Raw genomic sequence first — 16,516 nt, 5'->3', positions numbered from 1 at the left:
GAAGAGGGAGGGGAGGACGGGGGGTGGGGTGGGCCCTCTTCAGGCCCGGGGCCGCCCCGCCCGGACCCGTACAGCGGTACAGCGGTACAGCGGTACGGGACGGTGCCAGGTACGGAGGTGGTGCCGGGTACGGCGGACCACTCCGTACCGGCACCACCTGCGTACCCGAACACACCGTGAGGAATGCGGCCCCGCGGTCCCGCCCGGCTACCGCAGCGGGGCGATCTGCTATCCGGAGCGGGCGATCTCCGCGAGGCGCCTGGCCTCCCCGCGGGTGGTGCGGGCAACCGTTTCCTCGTCCACGGTCACCAGCCGGCCGTCCTCGACGACGGGGCGGCCGTCGACGAGGGAGAGCGCGACGGGCGCCGGAGCGCCGAGGACCAGCGCCGCCACCGGATCGGCCATGGAGGCATGCGCGAGGGTGTCCAGTCGCCACAGCACCAGGTCGGCGAGTTTGCCCGGCTCCAGTGAACCGGTCTCGTGGTGGCGTCCCAGCACCCGGGCGCCGCCGTACGTCCCCAGCCGCAGAGCCTGACGTGTGGTCAGTGCGGCCTCCCGGTGGGCTCCGAGACGGTTGATCAGCAGCGCGTTGCGGAGTTCGGTGCGCAGCTCGCCGGATTCGTTGGACGCGGTCCCGTCGACACCGAGACCGACGGGGACCTTCGCGGCCAGCATGTCCGGGATCCGGGCGATTCCGGCGCCGAGCCGGGCGTTGGAGGAGGGGCAGTGCGCCACTCCCGTGCCGGTACGGGCGAAGGCGGCGATGTCCGCGTCGTCCATATGGACGCAGTGGGCCATCCACACGTCCTCGCCGAGCCACCCGGTCGAGGCGAAGTAGTCGGTGGGCCCCATCCCGAACAGCTCCTTGCAGAATCGTTCCTCCTCCAGGGTCTCCGAACCGTGCGTATGCAGCCGCACCCCCTTCCGGCGGGCGAGTTCGGCGCCCTGCCGCATCAGTTCGGTGGAGACGGAGAACGGTGAGCAGGGGGCGACGGCGATCCTGGTCATCGCGTCCGGAGCCGGATCGTGGTGGGTGTCGATCGCCTCCTCGGTGGCGGTCAGGGCGGCGTCCAGGGTCTCCACGGCGAAATCGGGCGGCAGCCCGCCGTCCGAGGCACCCCGGTCCATGGAGCCGCGGGCCAGGGTGAAGCGGACACCCAACTCGCGGGCGGCGCCGACGAGGGCGCCGGTGAGGTCCCCGGCGCCGCGCGGATGGACGTAGTGGTGGTCCATGGCCGTGGTGACCCCGCCGAGGGCCATCATCGCCAGCGAACCCTGCGCCGCGGCGCGGACCATGGGTTCGTCGATCCGGGCCCAGGTGGGATAGAGCGCGACCAGCCAGTCGAAGAGGTTGTGGTCGGTGGCCAGTCCCCGGGTGAGCCACTGGTAGAAGTGGTGGTGGGTGTTGACCAGTCCGGGCGTGGCGAGACAGCCGGTGCCGTCGATCCGGCGGACCGTGCCGGTGAGCCCTTCGGGAGCCGGTCCCGGGCCCACCGACTCGATGCGGTTGCCGGAGACGACGAGATGGCCGCCGGCGTATTCGGTGTCGTGCGCGTCGACCGTGGCGACGGCGCAGTTCTCGATGACGATGCGCGTAACCGTCATGCTCGCCCCGTTTCAGAGGTTGGTGAGATCCACCGGAATGGCGGCCTCGGCGCCGTCCCGCAGCACGGTCGCCTCGATCAGCCCGTAGGGCCGGTCGGCGGCGAAGTAGACCTCGTTGTCGTTCTTCTGCCCGAAGGGTTCGAGGTCGACCAGGAAGTGGTGGTTGTTCGGGAGCGAGAAGCGGATCTCGTCGATCTCGCTCCGGCCGTCGATCACCCGCGAACCCATCTGGTACAGCGTCTGCTGCAGCGAGAGGGAGTAGCTCTCGGCGAAGGCCTCCAGCAGCTGCTGCTTGATCCGGGCGTAGGACTGCTCCCAGTCGGGCATCCGCTGCTCGTCGGAGGTCCAGTTGTGGCGCCAGCGAGCCGATACGTCGGTGGCCAGGATCCGGTCGTACGCCTCTTTGAGGGTGGTGTACTCGTCCTTGACGTACCCCCGGAATTCGGAGTTGGTGGAGTTCAGTACGGTCAGGCCGGTGAGCCCGGAGACGATCTGCCAGTGGTCGCCGTCGTAGGTGATCTGGGCCAGCCGGGTCTCCTGTCCCTTGCGGACGAAGGAGTGCCCGGTCTCCGCGGCACGGTCGGGGCGGGTGTCGGCGCCCGGGAGCGGGATCCGCTCCCAGGCGTACTCCTCGATCCGGATCCGGGCCCGGTGGATGGCGTCCTGGGAGGTCACGAAGTGGCGGGCCAGATGTACGCCGAACTGCTCGGCGGACTCGATGCCGTGCGCCTTGGCGAACGCGTACACCGTGTTCTTGGTGGTGTCGGTCGGCAGGACGCCGGTATTGGAGCCGGAGTAGTGGACCTCGTCCATGGCGCCGCTGAGGGCGATGGAGACGCTGAGGTCCTTGATGTGGTGGGTGTCGCCGTCCCGGACGATCCGCACCACGCGGTTCTCCGCTTTGCCGTACTGGTTCTGGCCGAGAATGGCGGGCATATTGCTAGCTCCCTCGGTAGACGGAGTAGCCGAACGGATTGAGCAGCAGCGGTACGTGGTAATGCTCGCCCGCCTCGACGGCGAAGACGATCGCCACCTCGGGGAAGAACACCGGGCCCGGACCGCCGGCCCGGTGCGCCGGGGCGGGTTGCTGCGACTCGGCTCGGCCGGTCTGGAAGTACGCCCCGGTGTCGAAGACGAGGCGGACGAGGACGGTGCCCTCCGGCGGTGCCGGGAGGTCCTTGCAGCGGCCGTCGGCGTCGGTGGCCGACGCGCCGAGCGCGGTCCACGGGCCCTGGCCGGTGGACCGGGCCGAGAGCCGGACGGGGACGCCCGCCGCGGGGCGTCCGACACTGGTGTCCAGGACGTGGGTGGAGACCGACGCGGTGGTCTGCGTGCTCATACGCCTTCGCTTCCTCGGAGATTCCGGTAGGCCGTCGACGGGCGGGGGGCTGCCGGGCGGGCGGTGGCAGTGGCGGTGGCCGCCGCGGGCACCGCCCGTCCGCCGGTCCGGGGCGGGAGCCCGGCCCGCTCCGGTAACGCTCTCGGCCGGGGCCGGGTCATGCGTCCGTTCCGGTCATGCCTCCGGTACGGGCCCGGGGCATGTTTCCGCTCCCGCCGGCCTCCGGCTGCGAGCGCGGATCGGTGGCGGATCGGTGGCGGTCGCGCAGTCGGCGGCGGTCAGGGGTCCAGTTGCTGCCGGGCGCAGGTCTGCGGTGAGGCGTCCGGTTGCTGTCAGGAGCCGGTGTTGTGGGGCGTCCGGTTGCTGTCGGACGTCGGTTGCTGTCAGGCGTCCGCTTGCGGCTGTACGAGGCGGGCGAGCCGGATCCGGTTGATTCCGGCCAGCTCCATGCGGACGATCTCCCGTTCCCGCTCCGGTGTGTTGCCGATCCGGTCCCGGGCCGCGTCCCGCAGTTCCTCCCCGGTGCGTCCGGTGGCGCAGATCAGAAAGACATGGCCGAACTTCTCCTGGTAGGCGAGGTTCAGCTCCAGCAGTTCGGTCTTCAGGGCGTCCGGCGCCCCGGCCATACCGCGCTGTTCGCGCGCCGAGACCGGGTCCCCGGGGCGGGGCCGGCCGATCGGCGGATGCCCCGCCACCGCCTCGGCGAGACCGTCTGCCGTCAGTGCCGCCGTGGCCGCGTCACCGGCGGCGAGCAGTGCCCCGACGGTCGGGTACGGACGGCGGGCGAGCACCGCGCCGCCCCAGGCCCGTGCGGCGCACACCTCGTGGAGCGCGGCGCTCGCCGCCTGCTCGGAAGCGGAGTTGAACCGGCTGAGGCCCTCGGGAACATGCACGGCTCCGCCCGCGGAGCCGGTCGCTCCGCCGGGCTCCGGAAGGCGCTGTGGACTCGATGTCACGGGTACCTCCGTGCTCTTGCTCGCAGCAATTTCTGGTCGGGCTGCGCATAGCTAACGCGCTCCACCACGGAAGGTCAACAGTTTGTTGAAAAGTTCGTTCGCCGTGCGCCCACCGCTCCGGCGCACACCCCGGCCGCCGTCCGGAGAGCCGGACGGCGGCCGGGGCGCACTGCTTTTCCGGGCCAGGATCAGCCGCCTTCGGCAGCGTTCTCCCTGTTGAGGTAGTTGTAGACGGTGAAGCGGCTGACCCCGAGCGCCCCCGCGACGGTCTCCACGCCGTGGCGGACGGCGAAGGCTCCGCGCGCCTCCAGGTTCCGTACCACCCGCTGCTTCTCCTTGCGGTCGAGCCGGGCGAGCGGCATGCCGTGAGTGCGCTCCAGCGCGGCCAGGATGCGGTCGAGGGAGTCGGAGAGCTGCGGCAGCCTGACGGCGAGCACCTCGCGCCCCTCCCAGGCCAGCACCACATCGTCGGGCCCGGCCAGTTCGGGGCGGACCAGTTCGGCGCCCATGGCGTCGACGAGCGGTCCGACGGCCCGCGCCAGCGGATGCTCCACATCCGCGGCGTCCGAAGCGTCCGAGGCGGCCGCGCCGCCGGGCGCCTCCGATGCCCCCGCGGGCGGCCGCGGCTCGGGCCGCCGCTTCACCGCCCCTCCCCCGGCACCACGTTCACCTGGAGGGATATCCGCGTCGCACCGGCCTCCAGCGAGCGGCGCAGCAGGGCGTCCACGGCCCCGAGCACCGCTTCGGCCGGCCCCTCCGCCGTATTGCCGAAGGGACCGACGTCCACGGCGTCCAGTTCGGCACCGAGGACCACCTCCCTGGCGACCACGGCGTGCGGGGGCGCTTCGTCCAGATCGAAGGGTTCGGTCGTGAATTCCACTCTCAGCCGCATTCCGCGCACTCTCCCCACACCGCCGCACCTGCCCTGACGTGCGGCCCGGCCCGTCCCGCCACCGCGAGCCGACCCTAGCCGACCGCGGTGGCCCGTGCGGGCCGGAGGTGCGCACCCCCTTGACAAGCCCCGGGCACCACCAGCACGCTTCCATTGAGCAGAAACTTACTTCCACATTACGGAAGGGGCGCGGCGCCTGATGGGCTACTCCGGCCACCGATTCGATGTGAACCTGTCGATCCTCTTCACCGAACTCCCGCTCCTCGACCGTCCCGCGGCGGCCGCGGCCGCCGGTTTCACGGCGGTCGAGCTGTGGTGGCCGTGGCCCGGCAGTCCGACTCCGCCCGCCGCCGAACTCGATGCGCTGAAGCGGGCGCTCGACGAGGCGGGCACCCGGCTCGTGGGGCTGAACTTCTACGCCGGACAGCTCCCGGGCCCGGACCGGGGCGCGCTCTCCGTCCCCGGCGACGAGTCCGCGCGTTTCCGCGCCAATGTGGAGGTTGCCGCCGGTTTCGCCGCCTCCGTGGGCTGCCGGGCGCTCAACGCGCTGTACGGGAACCGGGTGCCCGGCGTCGACGCCTCGGTCCAGGACGCCCTGGCCCTGGAGAATCTGGCATCGGCGGCCCGAGCCGCCGACGGGATCGGCGCGACCCTGCTGGTCGAAACCCTCAACCGGCCGGAGTCCCCGGACTATCCGCTGGTCACCGCCGCTGCGGCGGTCGAGGTCGCCGACAAGGTGAATGCCGCGACGGGCCTGGCGAACGCGAAGTTCCTTCTCGACGCGTACCACCTGTCGATGAACGGCGAGGATGTCGGCGCGGCGATCGACGCGTACGCGGGCTGCATCGGCCATGTGCAGATCGCGGACCATCCGGGCCGGGGTGCCCCGGGGACGGGTTCGCTCCCCCTGGAGCAGTTGCTGGACCGGCTGGCGGCCGCCGGATACGACGGCTGGATCGGCCTGGAGTACAAGCCGGGCGACGGGCCGAGCGCGGCGAGCTTCGACTGGCTGCCCCGGGAGGCCCGCGCCGCCCGCTGACCGCGGCGCGGCCCCGGCCCGTACCCCCGGGCGCCGAACCCGTATCCGCCCCCTTCCCCGCCCCCGTACCCCGGACGCACCACCGTCCCGCTGCCAGAAAGGCACACCCTCATGAGCACACTGCCCTCGGTGGCCTGGATAGGACTCGGCATCATGGGCTCCCCCATGGCCGAGAACCTGCTCAAGGCCGGCTACGCGGTCACCGGCTACACGCTGGAGCAGGCCAAGCTGGAGCGGCTGACCGCGGCCGGCGGCACCGCGGCCGCCTCGGTCGCGGAAGCCGTCCGCGACGCGGATGTCGTCATCACCATGGTCCCGGCGTCCCCGCAGGTCGAAGCGGTCGCCTACGGTCCGGACGGAATCCTGGCGAACGCGCGGCCCGGCGCCCTGCTGATCGATATGTCGTCCATCACCCCCCGCACCTCGGTCGAACTGGCCGCCGCGGCGCGGGAGAAGGGGCTGCGGGCGCTGGACGCGCCGGTCTCCGGCGGTGAGGCCGGGGCCGTCGAGGCGGTGCTGTCCATCATGGTCGGCGGGGACCAGGCCGACTTCGACAGCGCGCTGCCGCTGTTCGAGGCGCTGGGGAAGACCGTCGTACGGTGCGGTCCGCACGGCGCCGGACAGACGGTGAAGGCGGCCAACCAGCTCATCGTGGCCGTCAATATCCAGGCCTGTGCGGAGGCCGTGGTCTTCCTGGAGAAGTCGGGGGTCGATCTGGCCGCCGCGCTGGACGTCCTCAACGGCGGACTGGCCGGTTCCACCGTGCTGAGCCGTAAGAAGGACAACTTCCTCGCCCGGGACTTCCGCCCCGGCTTCCGGATCGACCTCCACCACAAGGACATGGGGATCGTCACGGACGCGGCCCGTACCGTCGGCGCAGCGCTCCCGGTCGGCGCCGTCGTGGCCCAGCTGATCGGCTCCCTGAGCGCCCAGGGCGACGGCGGGCTCGACCACTCGGCCCTGCTGCGGTCCGTCGAACGGCTCTCCGGACAGCCGGTCTGATCCGTCCGGACCGGCGGCCCCGACGCCGCCGGTCCGGCCTTCCCGGCCCGGCGGTTCCGCTCCGCCGGTCCGGGCCCGGAATTCCGGGCGGCGACGGCGCCGACACCTGTCCTGTCGCGCCCAGGCGCCGTCGCCGCCCGGATGCCCTCCATGGATCCCGCCCGGGGCGCGCACACCCAGGCCGTGCCCCGGGCGGCCCACCCGAACCCGCCGTACGGACCCCTGAGGGGTGGTCCGTACGGCCGGGGCGGGACCGCGGTGCGCCGTACGACACCAGTGCGGTGGTCCGGGTCCGCCGGCGGTACCTCCCGGCCTGAGGGGGGCGCGGCCGCGGACCGGTCGTCCGGCCGCCGCGGTCCCTTCCGTCTTTCCGGTACGCCGAGGGGCCCGCACTCCACACAGGAGTGCGGGCCCCTCGGCGTACCGCCGGTCCGGGAGCGGGACACGACCGCGCCCCCGGCGCCCGGAGCGTTCCGGGGCCGGGGGCGCGGGCCGGTCGCCGGTCAGATCTCCAGCGGCAGCACCGAGGTCGGGGCGTGGGCCGGCTCCGTCGCCGGCGGCTCCCACTCGTTGACCGCGTCGATCTGCACGCCCATCGAGATATTGGTGACCCGCTCCAGGATCGCCTCCACGACCACCGGCACCCGGTACTCGGCCGCCAGCTTCTTCGCCTCCTCGAACGCGGGCAGCAGCGCGTCCGGTTCGGTGACGCGGAGCGCCTTGCAGCCCAGGCCCTCGACGACCTTGACATGGTCGACGCCGTAGACGCCCAGCTCGGGCGAGTTGATGTTCTCGAACTCCAGATTGACCTGGAAGTCGATGTCCAGATTCCGCTGGGCCTGCCGGATCAGTCCGAGATAGGCGTTGTTGACCAGGACATGGACGTACGGGATGCGGTGCTGGGCGCCGACCGCCAGCTCCTCCAGCATGAACTGGAAGTCGTAGTCGCCGGAGAGCGCGACGACGGACGCCTCCGGGTCGGCGGTGGCGACACCGAGGGCGGCCGGGATGGTCCAGCCCAGCGGACCGGCCTGGCCGCAGTTGATCCAATGGCGCGGCCGGTAGACATGGAGCAGCTGGGCGCCCGCGATCTGGGAGAGGCCGATCGTGGTCACGTACCGCGTCTCGGGTCCGAAGGCGCGGTTCATCTCCTCGTAGACCCGCTGCGGTTTCATCGGCACATCGTCGAAGTGGGTGCGCCGCTGGAGGGTGGCCTTGCGCCGCCGGGCGGCTGCCGCCCAGTCGGAGCGGTCGGGCAGGGTGCCCGCGTCCCGGTGCTCACGGGCCAGCTCCACGAAGAGGGTGAGCGCGGCGCGGGCATCGGAGACGATTCCGTAGTCCGGGGCGAAGATCCGGCCGATCTGGGTGGGTTCGATATCGACGTGGACGAAGGTCCGGCCGCGGGTGTAGACGTCCAGCCCGCCGGTGTGGCGGTTGGCCCAGCGGTTGCCGATGCCGAGGACGAAGTCGGACTCCAGGAAGGTGGCGTTGCCGTAGCGGTGGGAGGTCTGGAGGCCCACCATGCCCGCGTTGAGGTCGTGGTCGTCGGGGATCGTGCCCCAGCCCATCAGCGTCGGGACGACCGGCACCCCGGTCAGCTCGGCGAACTCCACCAGCAGCGCGGACGCGTCGGCGTTGATCACCCCGCCGCCCGCCACGATCAGCGGCCGCTCGGCCGCCAGCAGCATCGCCAGCGCCTTGGCGGCCTGGGCCCGGGTGGCGGCGGGCCGGTGGACCGGCAGCGGGGCGTAGGTCTCCGGGTCGAACTCGATCTCGGTCTGCTGGACGTCCAGCGGCAGGTCGATCAGGACCGGGCCGGGCCGGCCCGAGCGCATCAGATGGAACGCCTGCTGGAAGACGCCGGGCACCTGCGCGGCCTCCATGACCGTGGTGGCGGCCTTGGTGACGGGCCGGGCGATCGCGGCGATGTCGACGGCCTGGAAGTCCTCCTTGTGCATCACCGCGGTGGGCGCCTGGCCGGTGATGCAGAGGATCGGCACGGAGTCCCCGATGGCCGAGTACAGCCCGGTGATCATGTCGGTGCCGGCCGGTCCCGACGTCCCGATGCACACCCCGATGTTCCCGGGCCGGGTCCTGGTGTAGCCCTCGGCCATATGGGAGGCGCCTTCGACATGGCGGGCGAGGGTGTGGTTGATGCCGCCGCCCTCCTTCAGCGCCTTGTAGAAGGGGTTGATCGCGGCCCCCGGCACACCGAAGGCCTGGGTGACGCCCTCCCGCTTGAGGATCTCGACTGCCGCGCGGGCAGCGGTCATACGAGGCATCTGCGCCCTCATTTCTGCTCGGACCCCACCGCGGAGCCTCCGCCACCCAGGCTCGACGATTTCCACGATGCGAAAGTTGAATTCTGTTATACGAAATCAATGTAGAAGGCGGTCCGGACAGCGTCAAGGGACGGCCGGGCGGGCTCCCGCGGTGGCTCCCGGGTGCGGGACCATGGACCCGACCGAACGACCAGTACCGTGACCGGCGCCACGACTGCCGACCGCGGCGGGGCCCGTACCCGCGCCGCGCGGACGTACGGGTGCGGAGGAGGGGGACACCATGACGGCGGCCGAGCCGGTCCGAGTGCGCTGCCCCGACTGCCATCGGGACCACCGCTACAGCTCCCCCCGCTACCCCTGCCCCTGCGGCACCCCGGTGGCCGTTCCGCTGCTGGCCACCGCCGAAGCCGCGGTGCTGCACCGCCGGGTCTGGGACGAGGAGTGGGTGGCCGTCCGCTGCGGGGAGTGCGGCGAGGAGAACCACTGGCCCAGGCCCGAAGTGGGCTGCCCCTGCGGGACACTGCTCCGGCCCGCCGTACGGACCGCGGACGCACCGCCCGAGGACCTGGACCGGCCGCAGCCCGCCACCACCGGGACGCGGCCCGGCGCCACCGGGACGGATCAGGCCGATGCGGCCACCGCGACGGATCAGGGCGAGCGGGTGCCCGCGCCCCGCTCCGGGGACGTCGACGCACACCCCGTGTTCCGCCCGGTCCCGATCCGTACCGCCCGGGACGCGGTCGAGACGGCCGCACGGTATCTGTCCTGGCTGGGCTTCGGCGATGTGGTCCCGCAGGTGGTGCACCAGCCCGAGCCGCGCTCCGGGTCCCCCGCCGGGCCGCGCCTCCCGGCGGGTACCGATCTCCGCGGCCGAGGCGTCGTCGCCCAGGTCGAACCGTCCACACTCCGTACGACGCTGCGCGATGTCGAATGCCTCTGGCTCAACGGGCTGACCGCGGCGGCGACCCCGGTCTACTTCGCCCTGGCCGGATACACCGATGAGGCCCTGGCCCGAGCGGACGACCTCGGGATACCGCTCTTCGTGGTGGACCTCGCGGGCGAACCACAGCCGGTGAACGGCCCGGCCCGGCGGCTCGCCGCGGCCGGCCCGTCCTGACGCCCGCCCGGCACCGGGGCGGACCGGGAACACCCCCGGCGGGGCCGCCCGGAGGTCTGCCGGTGGATACTGTCGCCTATGCGCATACGACGGGCCGAGGCCGCCGATCTGCCCCGCCTCCAGGACATCGAGCGGGCCGCCGGTGAGCCGTTCCGGGAGCTGGGAATGGTGGAGATCGCGGACGACGAACCGCCCGCGACGGCCGTCCTGGAGCGTTATCGCGCGGCCGGCCGCGCCTGGGTCGCCGTCGACGGCGACGACCGGCCGCTCGCCTATCTGATCCACGACAGCGTCGACGGGGCCGCCCATGTCGAGCAGGTGTCGGTCCACCCGGACGCCGCGCACCGGGGGCTGGGCCGGGCCCTGATCGACCACCTCGGGGAGCGGGCGGCGGCCGGCGGCCTGACCGGGCTCACCCTGACGACCTTCGCCGAAGTGCCGTGGAACGCCCCGTACTACACCCGGATCGGCTTCCGGGAGCTGGCCGAGCCGGATCTCACCGACGGGCTGCGGGAGATCCGGCGCACGGAGAAGGAACACGGTCTGGACCGCTGGCCGCGGGTCTGCATGCGCCGCGACCTGCCGCGGGACGACCCGCGCTGACGGCGCTCCGGGCCCGCCCGGAGCACGGCCCGCCGGTACTGCCGCGCCCCGGGAGACGGACACACCGCTACCGGCCCCCGGCGTCCGGACGGGTGTCAGCCCGCCCCGTACCGCTCCCGGAGTTCCACCTTCCGGACCTTCCCGCTCACCGTCATCGGGAAGGCGTCGACGATCTCCAGCCTGCGCGGGATCTTGTAGTGGGCGAGCCGCTGGTCGCAGAAGGCCGCAACGGTGTCCAGGGTCGGCGGGTCCGCCGGGTCCCGGGGGACCACACAGGCGAGGACCTCCTCCCCGTACCGCGGATCGGGCACCCCCACCACCTGCACATCCGCTATCTGCGGATGCCGGTGGAGGAACTCCTCGACCTCCCGCGGATAGACGTTCTCCCCACCCCGGATGATCATGTCTTTGATCCGGCCGACGATCTGGACGAAACCGTCGGGCCGCATCACGGCCAGATCGCCGGTGTGCATCCACCGCCCGGGGTCGATCACCTCGGCGGTGCGCTCCGGTTCGCCCCAGTAGCCCAGCATCACGCTGTAGCCGCGGGTGCACAGCTCCCCCGCCTCGCCCCGCGGCAGGGTCACCCCGCTCAGCGGGTCCACGATCTTCACCTCGATATGCGGCAGGGCGCGGCCCACGGTGCCGGTGCGGCATTCGAGGTCGTCGTCGCGGCGGGTCTGGGTGGAGACCGGCGAGGTCTCCGTCATCCCGTAACAGATGGCGACCCCGGCCATGTTCATCTCGGCGACGACCCGTTCCATCACCTCGACCGGGCAGGGTGATCCCGCCATGATGCCGGTGCGCAGGGACGACAGGTCGTGGCCGGCGAAGCCGGGGTGGTCGAGTTCCGCGATGAACATCGTCGGGACCCCGTACAGCGACGTACAGCGTTCGGCGGCGACGGCCGCCAGCGTGGCGCCGGGGTCGAAGGACGGCGCGGGGATCACCATGCACGCGCCGTGGGAGGTGGCGGCCAGATTGCCCATGACCATGCCGAAGCAGTGGTAGAAGGGCACCGGTATGCATATCCGGTCGGTCTCCGCGTAGCCGAGGCTCTCCCCCACGAACCAGCCGTTGTTGAGGATGTTGTGGTGGGAGAGGGTGGCGCCCTTGGGGAAGCCGGTGGTACCGGAGGTGTACTGGATGTTGACCGGATCGTCGCACGACAGAGCGGCCTCGCGGGCGGCGAGCGCCGCGTCGCTCACCCCTGCGCCCGCGGCCAGCAGCGCGTCCCAGGAGGCGTCCCCGATGTAGTGGACGGACCGCAGCCCGGGGCAGTCGCCGCGGACCTCGTCCACCAGGGCGCGGTAGTCGCTGGTCTTGTGCCGCTGCGAGGCGCAGAGCACCGAGATCCCCGCCTGCCGCAGGACGTAGGCGAGTTCATGCGACCGGTAGGCGGGGTTGATATTGACCATGATCGCGCCGATCCGGGCGGTGGCGTACTGCACCAGCACCCACTCGGGGCAGTTGACCGCCCAGATGCCGACGCGGTCGCCCCGGGCGATGCCGTGGCCGAGCAGCGCGCGGGCGAGCCGGTCGACGTCCGCGCCGAACTCCGCGTACGTCCACCGCCGCCCCGACACCACGTCGACCAGCGCCTCCCGCTCCGGGAAGGCGGCGACCGCCCGGTCGAGATTGCGGCCGATGGTGTCACCGATGAGCGGTCCGCCACCGGTTCCGTGGTCGTACGAAAGCCCCGTCCCCTCGCCCGGCCCGGCCGTCGCCGGCCGGTCCTGTGTCACGGTCATCGGTAGTCCTCCTCGTCGTACTCGGTGGTGACGGCGCCGGTGGCGGTCCGTTCGCGCAGTTCGATCCGGCGGATCTTGCCGGAGACGGTCTTGGGCAGTTCGGCGAACTCGATACGCCGGACGCGTTTGTACGGGGCGAGGACCGAGCGCGCGTGCCGGAACAGCTCCTTCGCGGTCTCGGGACCCGGCTCCCAGCCCTCCGTGAGGACGATGTACGCCTTGGGCACGGCGAGCCGCACCGGATCGGGCGCGGGCACCACCGCCGCCTCCGCCACTGCCTCGTGCTCCAGCAGCGCGCTCTCCAGCTCGAAGGGGGAGATCTTGTAGTCCGAGGCCTTGAAGACATCGTCGGAACGGCCGACGTAGGTGATGTAGCCGTCGGCGTCCCGGGCTCCGATGTCCCCGGTGCGGTAGTAGCCGCCGGCCGTGGCGTCGGCGGTGCGCCGCGGATCGCCGTGGTAGCCCTTCATCAGGCCCACCGGACGGGCCGACAGGTCGAGGGCGATCTCGCCCTCCCGGGCGCCGGGCCTGCCGGTCAGCGGGTCGAGCAGTTCGACCCGGTAGCCGGGGCTCGGCCGCCCCATGGACCCCGCCTTCAGCAACTGCCCGGGGCTGTTGGCGACCTGGACCGCGGTCTCCGTCTGCCCGAAACCGTCCCGGACGGTGACCCCCCACTCCCGCCGTACGACTTCGATGACCTCGGGGTTGAGCGGCTCTCCGGCCGCGACCACCTCACGGGGCGGATTCCGCAGCAGCTTCAGATCGGCCTGGATGAGCATCCGCCAGACCGTGGGCGGGGCACAGAAACTGGTGACGCCCACCCGGTTCATCTCGCCCATCAGCCGGGCCGCGTCGAACCGCCGGTAGGTGTGGACGAAGACGGTCGCCTCCGCGTTCCACGGGGCGAAGAGGTTCGACCAGGCGTGCTTCGCCCAGCCGGGGGACGAGATATTGAGATGCACATCGCCGGGGCGCAGCCCGATCCAGTACATCGTCGCCAGATGCCCGATGGGGTACGAGGTGTGGGTGTGCTCGACGAGTTTGGGGCGAGCGGTGGTACCGGAGGTGAAATAGAGCATCAGGGGGTCGTCCGAACGGGTGGGACCGTCGGGCGCGAACCCCGTCCCGGCGCCGTAGGCGTCGTCGTACGGCAGCCAGCCCCGCACCGGTTCGCCGACCGCGATCCGGGTGTAGTCCCCCGACACCTCGGCGAACTTGGGGACGTCCTCGGAGCGGACGAGGACATGGGAGACCCGTCCGCGCCGGACGCGGTCCCGCAGATCGACCGGGCCCAGCAGCGGGGTGGCGGGGACGACGACGGCCCTCAGTTTCATCGCGGCGAGCGCGGTCTCCCAGAGTTCGACCTGGTTGCCGAGCATCACCAGCACCCGGTGTCCGGCCCGGACGCCCCGCTCACGCAGCCAGTTGGCGACCCGGTCGGAGCGCCGCGACAGTTCGGTGAAGCTCAGCCGGGTTTCGGTGCCGTCCTCGTCGACGAGGTGGAGCGCGGTGCGGTCGTTGCCGTCGGCGATGGTGTCGAACCAGTCGAGCGCCCAGTTGAAGTGCTCCGGCCGCGGCCAGACGAAGCCGTCGTACGCGCTCCGGTAGTCCTCCCGGTGCCGCAGCAGGAAGTCCCGGGCCGCCCGGAACTCCTGCGTCGCGCTGCCTGTCACCATGTGACCTCCTCCTTGCCGCACCACTCAGTAGCATCGTGTAATCAGTGATGTAGGTCTCACCACCCCCGATCGGGGGTGGTGACGCGAGGCGAGTCTTGAGGGAAGCAGGGCCATGCCGGATCCGGCCGAGTCGGTGGAAATGCAGGCGGCGCTGGTGCGACTGCGCCGCACCAGCGGATTGCCCGTGGTGTTCGGCGGAATGCTGAACGACCCCCACCGATTGCGCATCGGGCAGGTCAGCGGGGCGCAGACGGCCGCACTGCACGGACTCGGCATCTCGGCGGGCAGCGGTCTCGGCGGAAAGTCCATCGCGCTCTCCCGGCCCTGCGCGGTCACGGACTACCAGGAGTCCCGGCATATCAGCCACGAGTACGACGCGGCGGTCTCGGCGGAGGGCCTGCGGTCGGTGCTGGCGGTGCCGGTCGTCGTGCGCCGCCGGGTGCGGGGCGTGCTGTACGGGGCGCTGCGCCGGCCCGTCATCCTGGGGGACCGGGTCTTCGACGCGGCGGTGGCCGCGGCGCGGGACGTGGAACAGGCCCTGGTCGTCCGGGACGAGGTGCAGGTGCTCCTCGCGTCCGCCCGGGAGCCGGTCGCGGACAGCGGCTGCTGGGAGGAGGTCCGCCAGATCCACACGGAGCTGCGGGCCCTGGCGGCGCAGGTGACGGATCCGGTGCTGCGGGACACGATCCTCGGGGTCTGCGGCCGGCTGTCCGGCGCGACCGTCCCCCCGGGCACCCCGGCACAGGCGCAGGCACCGGCACGGCCGGCGCTGGCCCCCCGGGAACTGGACGTTCTCGCCTGTGTCGCATCGGGAGCGACGAACGGGGCGACCGCGGAGCGGCTGGGGCTGCGCCCGGAGACGGTGAAGGGCTACCTCCGCGGCGCGATGCGGAAACTCGGCGCGCACACCCGGCTGGAGGCGGTGGTGGCGGCGCGCAGGGCGGGCCTGCTGCCGTAGCCGGTGAGGGCCGCGGTCCCGTCGGGCGGGCCCGGCCCCCGGACGGAAGGCCGTCCCGGCACGTCCCGCATCCATCGACCCGCGAACAGCCCCGCCCCGTAACGCTGTTACTCGGGTAAGGCCGCACGCTGTCACTCCGGTAAGGCCGCCGCCGGACGGAGGTCGGCGATCACCTGGAAACGCTCCAGCACCGTCCGCGTGGTGTCGTCCACCGTGAAGTCCGGGTCTCCCAGGGCCGTGCGCATGGTGTCGCTGTGCCAGAAGTGTTCGTGGGCGGTCCGCCACTGCCCGATCGTGGGGTCGCCTTCGCCCTCCGCGACGATATGGCCGAGGTCGACCTCGCCCAGGGGGACGACCCGGACCCCGGTCACCTCGATGACGGCGACGGGGCAGTCCTCGGAGTCGACCACCACCGACAGCTCCCCGGCCGCGGGCAGCGGCTCGTCCTCCCGCTCGTACTCGGCCAGCAGGCCCGTGGTGGCGGTCTTGGCACCGTCGAGGATCGCGGCGACGAGCCGGTCGCGCAGCGGGCCGGGGAAGGCGAACTCCGCACGGGGCAGGGCGGTCAGGTCCGCGGGGGCGAGGAATCGGTCCGGCATACCCAGACGGTAACAAGCAGGGAGCCGTACGGGCTCCCCGGCGCCCCGCGCCCCGGCTCGTTCGACGGACCGTCCGGGCCCGTCCCGCGCCAGGAAGGCGTCAAAAGTCGCCCCCGGAAGGTCAGCGACGCGTCATGGACCGTCCGTACCGTCCCGTTACGGGCATAGCTTCGGTGGCCGAGACACCTTTTCCGGAGGATCGCACACCATGATCACGCTCACCCCCGAGACCACCGCGTCCGGCGACGGCGCGGACCCCGACGAACGCCGCCCGGCGGGGCCCCTGTACGTACCCGTCAGGATCGGCTCCGCCGGAGGACATCAGCTGCGTTTCATGCGCACCCCGGTCGGCGTGCGCACGGCCGTCGGGTTCACCAGCCCTGAGCGGCTCGCCGCCGCACTGGGGCCGGAGGCCCGGTGGATCAGGCTCGCGGAACCGGCGCTGCGCGGTCTGGCGGCGCCCCTCGGGGTGGCCCTGGTGACGGTCGATCCCCAGTTCACGGCCCCCTTCCCCGGTGTGTCCCGGCCCTCGGACACGGCGCAGCCCTGCGCCAGGCGCCACGCCCCGGACCACGCCCCGGCGGGGCTGCCGCGGCCGGTACCGGCCCTGGTGCACCCGCTCTCCGACTGACGGCACCCCCCTTTCTCTTCCCTCGTGCTCCCCTGCCTGTCCCTTGTCCCCTGTCCCTTGTCCCTT

The 16,516-nt window shown here is 72.3% G+C and carries 16 protein-coding genes; 6 read left to right on the top strand and 10 right to left on the bottom strand.

Translation table 11 applies throughout. From position 1 onward, the window contains the following. Nucleotides 1–228 precede the first annotated feature (228 nt). From ACIQ9E_RS02180 to ACIQ9E_RS02155, 6 genes are all read right to left on the bottom strand, one after another. The gene (locus ACIQ9E_RS02180) at nt 229–1,605 is read right to left on the bottom strand and encodes an 8-oxoguanine deaminase (protein ID WP_403700539.1); all 1,377 of its coding nucleotides are present in this window, start codon (nt 1,603–1,605) and stop codon (nt 229–231) included. Between the two features lie 12 nt (nt 1,606–1,617). After that, a complete protein-coding gene (gene pucL, locus ACIQ9E_RS02175) occupies nt 1,618–2,541 on the bottom strand; it encodes a factor-independent urate hydroxylase (RefSeq protein WP_403700536.1) in 924 nt (307 codons plus the stop codon). A gap of 4 nt (nt 2,542–2,545) precedes the next feature. Next, nucleotides 2,546–2,944, bottom strand: a complete 399-nt coding sequence (gene uraH, locus ACIQ9E_RS02170) for a hydroxyisourate hydrolase (protein WP_403700533.1) — start codon at nt 2,942–2,944, stop codon at nt 2,546–2,548. 383 nt (nt 2,945–3,327) lie between these two features. Further along, nucleotides 3,328–3,837: a 2-oxo-4-hydroxy-4-carboxy-5-ureidoimidazoline decarboxylase gene (gene uraD, locus ACIQ9E_RS02165; RefSeq protein ID WP_403701308.1), complete on the bottom strand. Its 510-nt coding sequence runs from the start codon at nt 3,835–3,837 to the stop codon at nt 3,328–3,330. 251 nt (nt 3,838–4,088) lie between these two features. Further along, on the bottom strand, nt 4,089–4,409 hold the full coding sequence (locus tag ACIQ9E_RS02160; RefSeq protein ID WP_403701305.1) for a helix-turn-helix domain-containing protein: 321 nt from the start codon (nt 4,407–4,409) through the stop codon (nt 4,089–4,091). A 131-nt stretch (nt 4,410–4,540) separates the two neighbouring features. Further along, on the bottom strand, nt 4,541–4,792 hold the full coding sequence (locus tag ACIQ9E_RS02155) for a hypothetical protein (protein ID WP_403700530.1): 252 nt from the start codon (nt 4,790–4,792) through the stop codon (nt 4,541–4,543). Nucleotides 4,793–4,991: 199 nt separating this feature from the next. On the opposite strand from ACIQ9E_RS02155, the gene ACIQ9E_RS02150 reads away from it, so the two are divergent. Together ACIQ9E_RS02150 and ACIQ9E_RS02145 are read left to right on the top strand one after the other, a co-directional pair. Then, on the top strand, nt 4,992–5,831 hold the full coding sequence (locus ACIQ9E_RS02150; protein WP_403700527.1) for a TIM barrel protein: 840 nt from the start codon (nt 4,992–4,994) through the stop codon (nt 5,829–5,831). A gap of 111 nt (nt 5,832–5,942) precedes the next feature. Further along, nucleotides 5,943–6,833 (top strand): 2-hydroxy-3-oxopropionate reductase, encoded by an 891-nt coding sequence (locus ACIQ9E_RS02145; protein WP_403700525.1) that lies wholly within the window; start codon nt 5,943–5,945, stop codon nt 6,831–6,833. A gap of 503 nt (nt 6,834–7,336) precedes the next feature. Here ACIQ9E_RS02145 and gcl read toward each other — a convergent pair. After that, nucleotides 7,337–9,115: a glyoxylate carboligase gene (gcl, locus tag ACIQ9E_RS02140; RefSeq protein ID WP_403700522.1), complete on the bottom strand. Its 1,779-nt coding sequence runs from the start codon at nt 9,113–9,115 to the stop codon at nt 7,337–7,339. Between the two features lie 280 nt (nt 9,116–9,395). Here gcl and ACIQ9E_RS02135 point away from each other — a divergent pair, with 280 nt between their 5' ends. Together ACIQ9E_RS02135 and ACIQ9E_RS02130 are read left to right on the top strand one after the other, a co-directional pair. After that, nucleotides 9,396–10,232, top strand: coding sequence for a hypothetical protein (locus tag ACIQ9E_RS02135; protein WP_403700518.1), 837 nt, complete (start codon nt 9,396–9,398; stop codon nt 10,230–10,232). A 78-nt stretch (nt 10,233–10,310) separates the two neighbouring features. Continuing rightward, on the top strand, nt 10,311–10,835 hold the full coding sequence (locus ACIQ9E_RS02130; RefSeq protein WP_403700515.1) for a GNAT family N-acetyltransferase: 525 nt from the start codon (nt 10,311–10,313) through the stop codon (nt 10,833–10,835). 95 nt (nt 10,836–10,930) lie between these two features. Here the strand turns inward: ACIQ9E_RS02130 and ACIQ9E_RS02125 are convergent, their stop codons facing one another. Both ACIQ9E_RS02125 and ACIQ9E_RS02120 read right to left on the bottom strand, forming a co-directional pair. Then, on the bottom strand, nt 10,931–12,586 hold the full coding sequence (locus ACIQ9E_RS02125; protein WP_403700512.1) for an AMP-binding protein: 1,656 nt from the start codon (nt 12,584–12,586) through the stop codon (nt 10,931–10,933). Next, nucleotides 12,583–14,262: an AMP-binding protein gene (locus ACIQ9E_RS02120; protein WP_403700508.1), complete on the bottom strand. Its 1,680-nt coding sequence runs from the start codon at nt 14,260–14,262 to the stop codon at nt 12,583–12,585. The genes ACIQ9E_RS02125 and ACIQ9E_RS02120 overlap by 4 nt, the downstream gene beginning before the upstream one ends. Nucleotides 14,263–14,374: 112 nt before the next feature. On the opposite strand from ACIQ9E_RS02120, the gene ACIQ9E_RS02115 reads away from it, so the two are divergent. Next, complete coding sequence (locus tag ACIQ9E_RS02115) at nt 14,375–15,220, top strand: response regulator transcription factor (protein ID WP_403700505.1); 846 nt, start codon at nt 14,375–14,377, stop codon at nt 15,218–15,220. Between the two features lie 131 nt (nt 15,221–15,351). On the opposite strand, the gene ACIQ9E_RS02110 is transcribed toward ACIQ9E_RS02115, so the two are convergent. Beyond that, complete coding sequence (locus ACIQ9E_RS02110; RefSeq protein ID WP_403700502.1) at nt 15,352–15,819, bottom strand: ASCH domain-containing protein; 468 nt, start codon at nt 15,817–15,819, stop codon at nt 15,352–15,354. Nucleotides 15,820–16,027: 208 nt separating this feature from the next. Between ACIQ9E_RS02110 and ACIQ9E_RS02105 the strand changes: the two genes are divergently transcribed. Then, nucleotides 16,028–16,450 carry an SAV_915 family protein gene (locus ACIQ9E_RS02105; RefSeq protein ID WP_403700499.1) on the top strand — a complete coding sequence of 141 codons (423 nt, stop codon included), beginning with the start codon at nt 16,028–16,030 and terminating at the stop codon, nt 16,448–16,450. The last annotated feature ends 66 nt before the right edge of the window (nt 16,451–16,516 follow it).

The sequence above is a fragment of the Streptomyces sp. NPDC094448 genome, assembly GCF_044763775.1.
Taxonomy (GTDB): domain Bacteria; phylum Actinomycetota; class Actinomycetes; order Streptomycetales; family Streptomycetaceae; genus Streptomyces.
The sequence above is the reverse complement of the archived record's forward strand: the minus strand, read 5'-3'. Positions and strand labels throughout refer to the sequence as shown.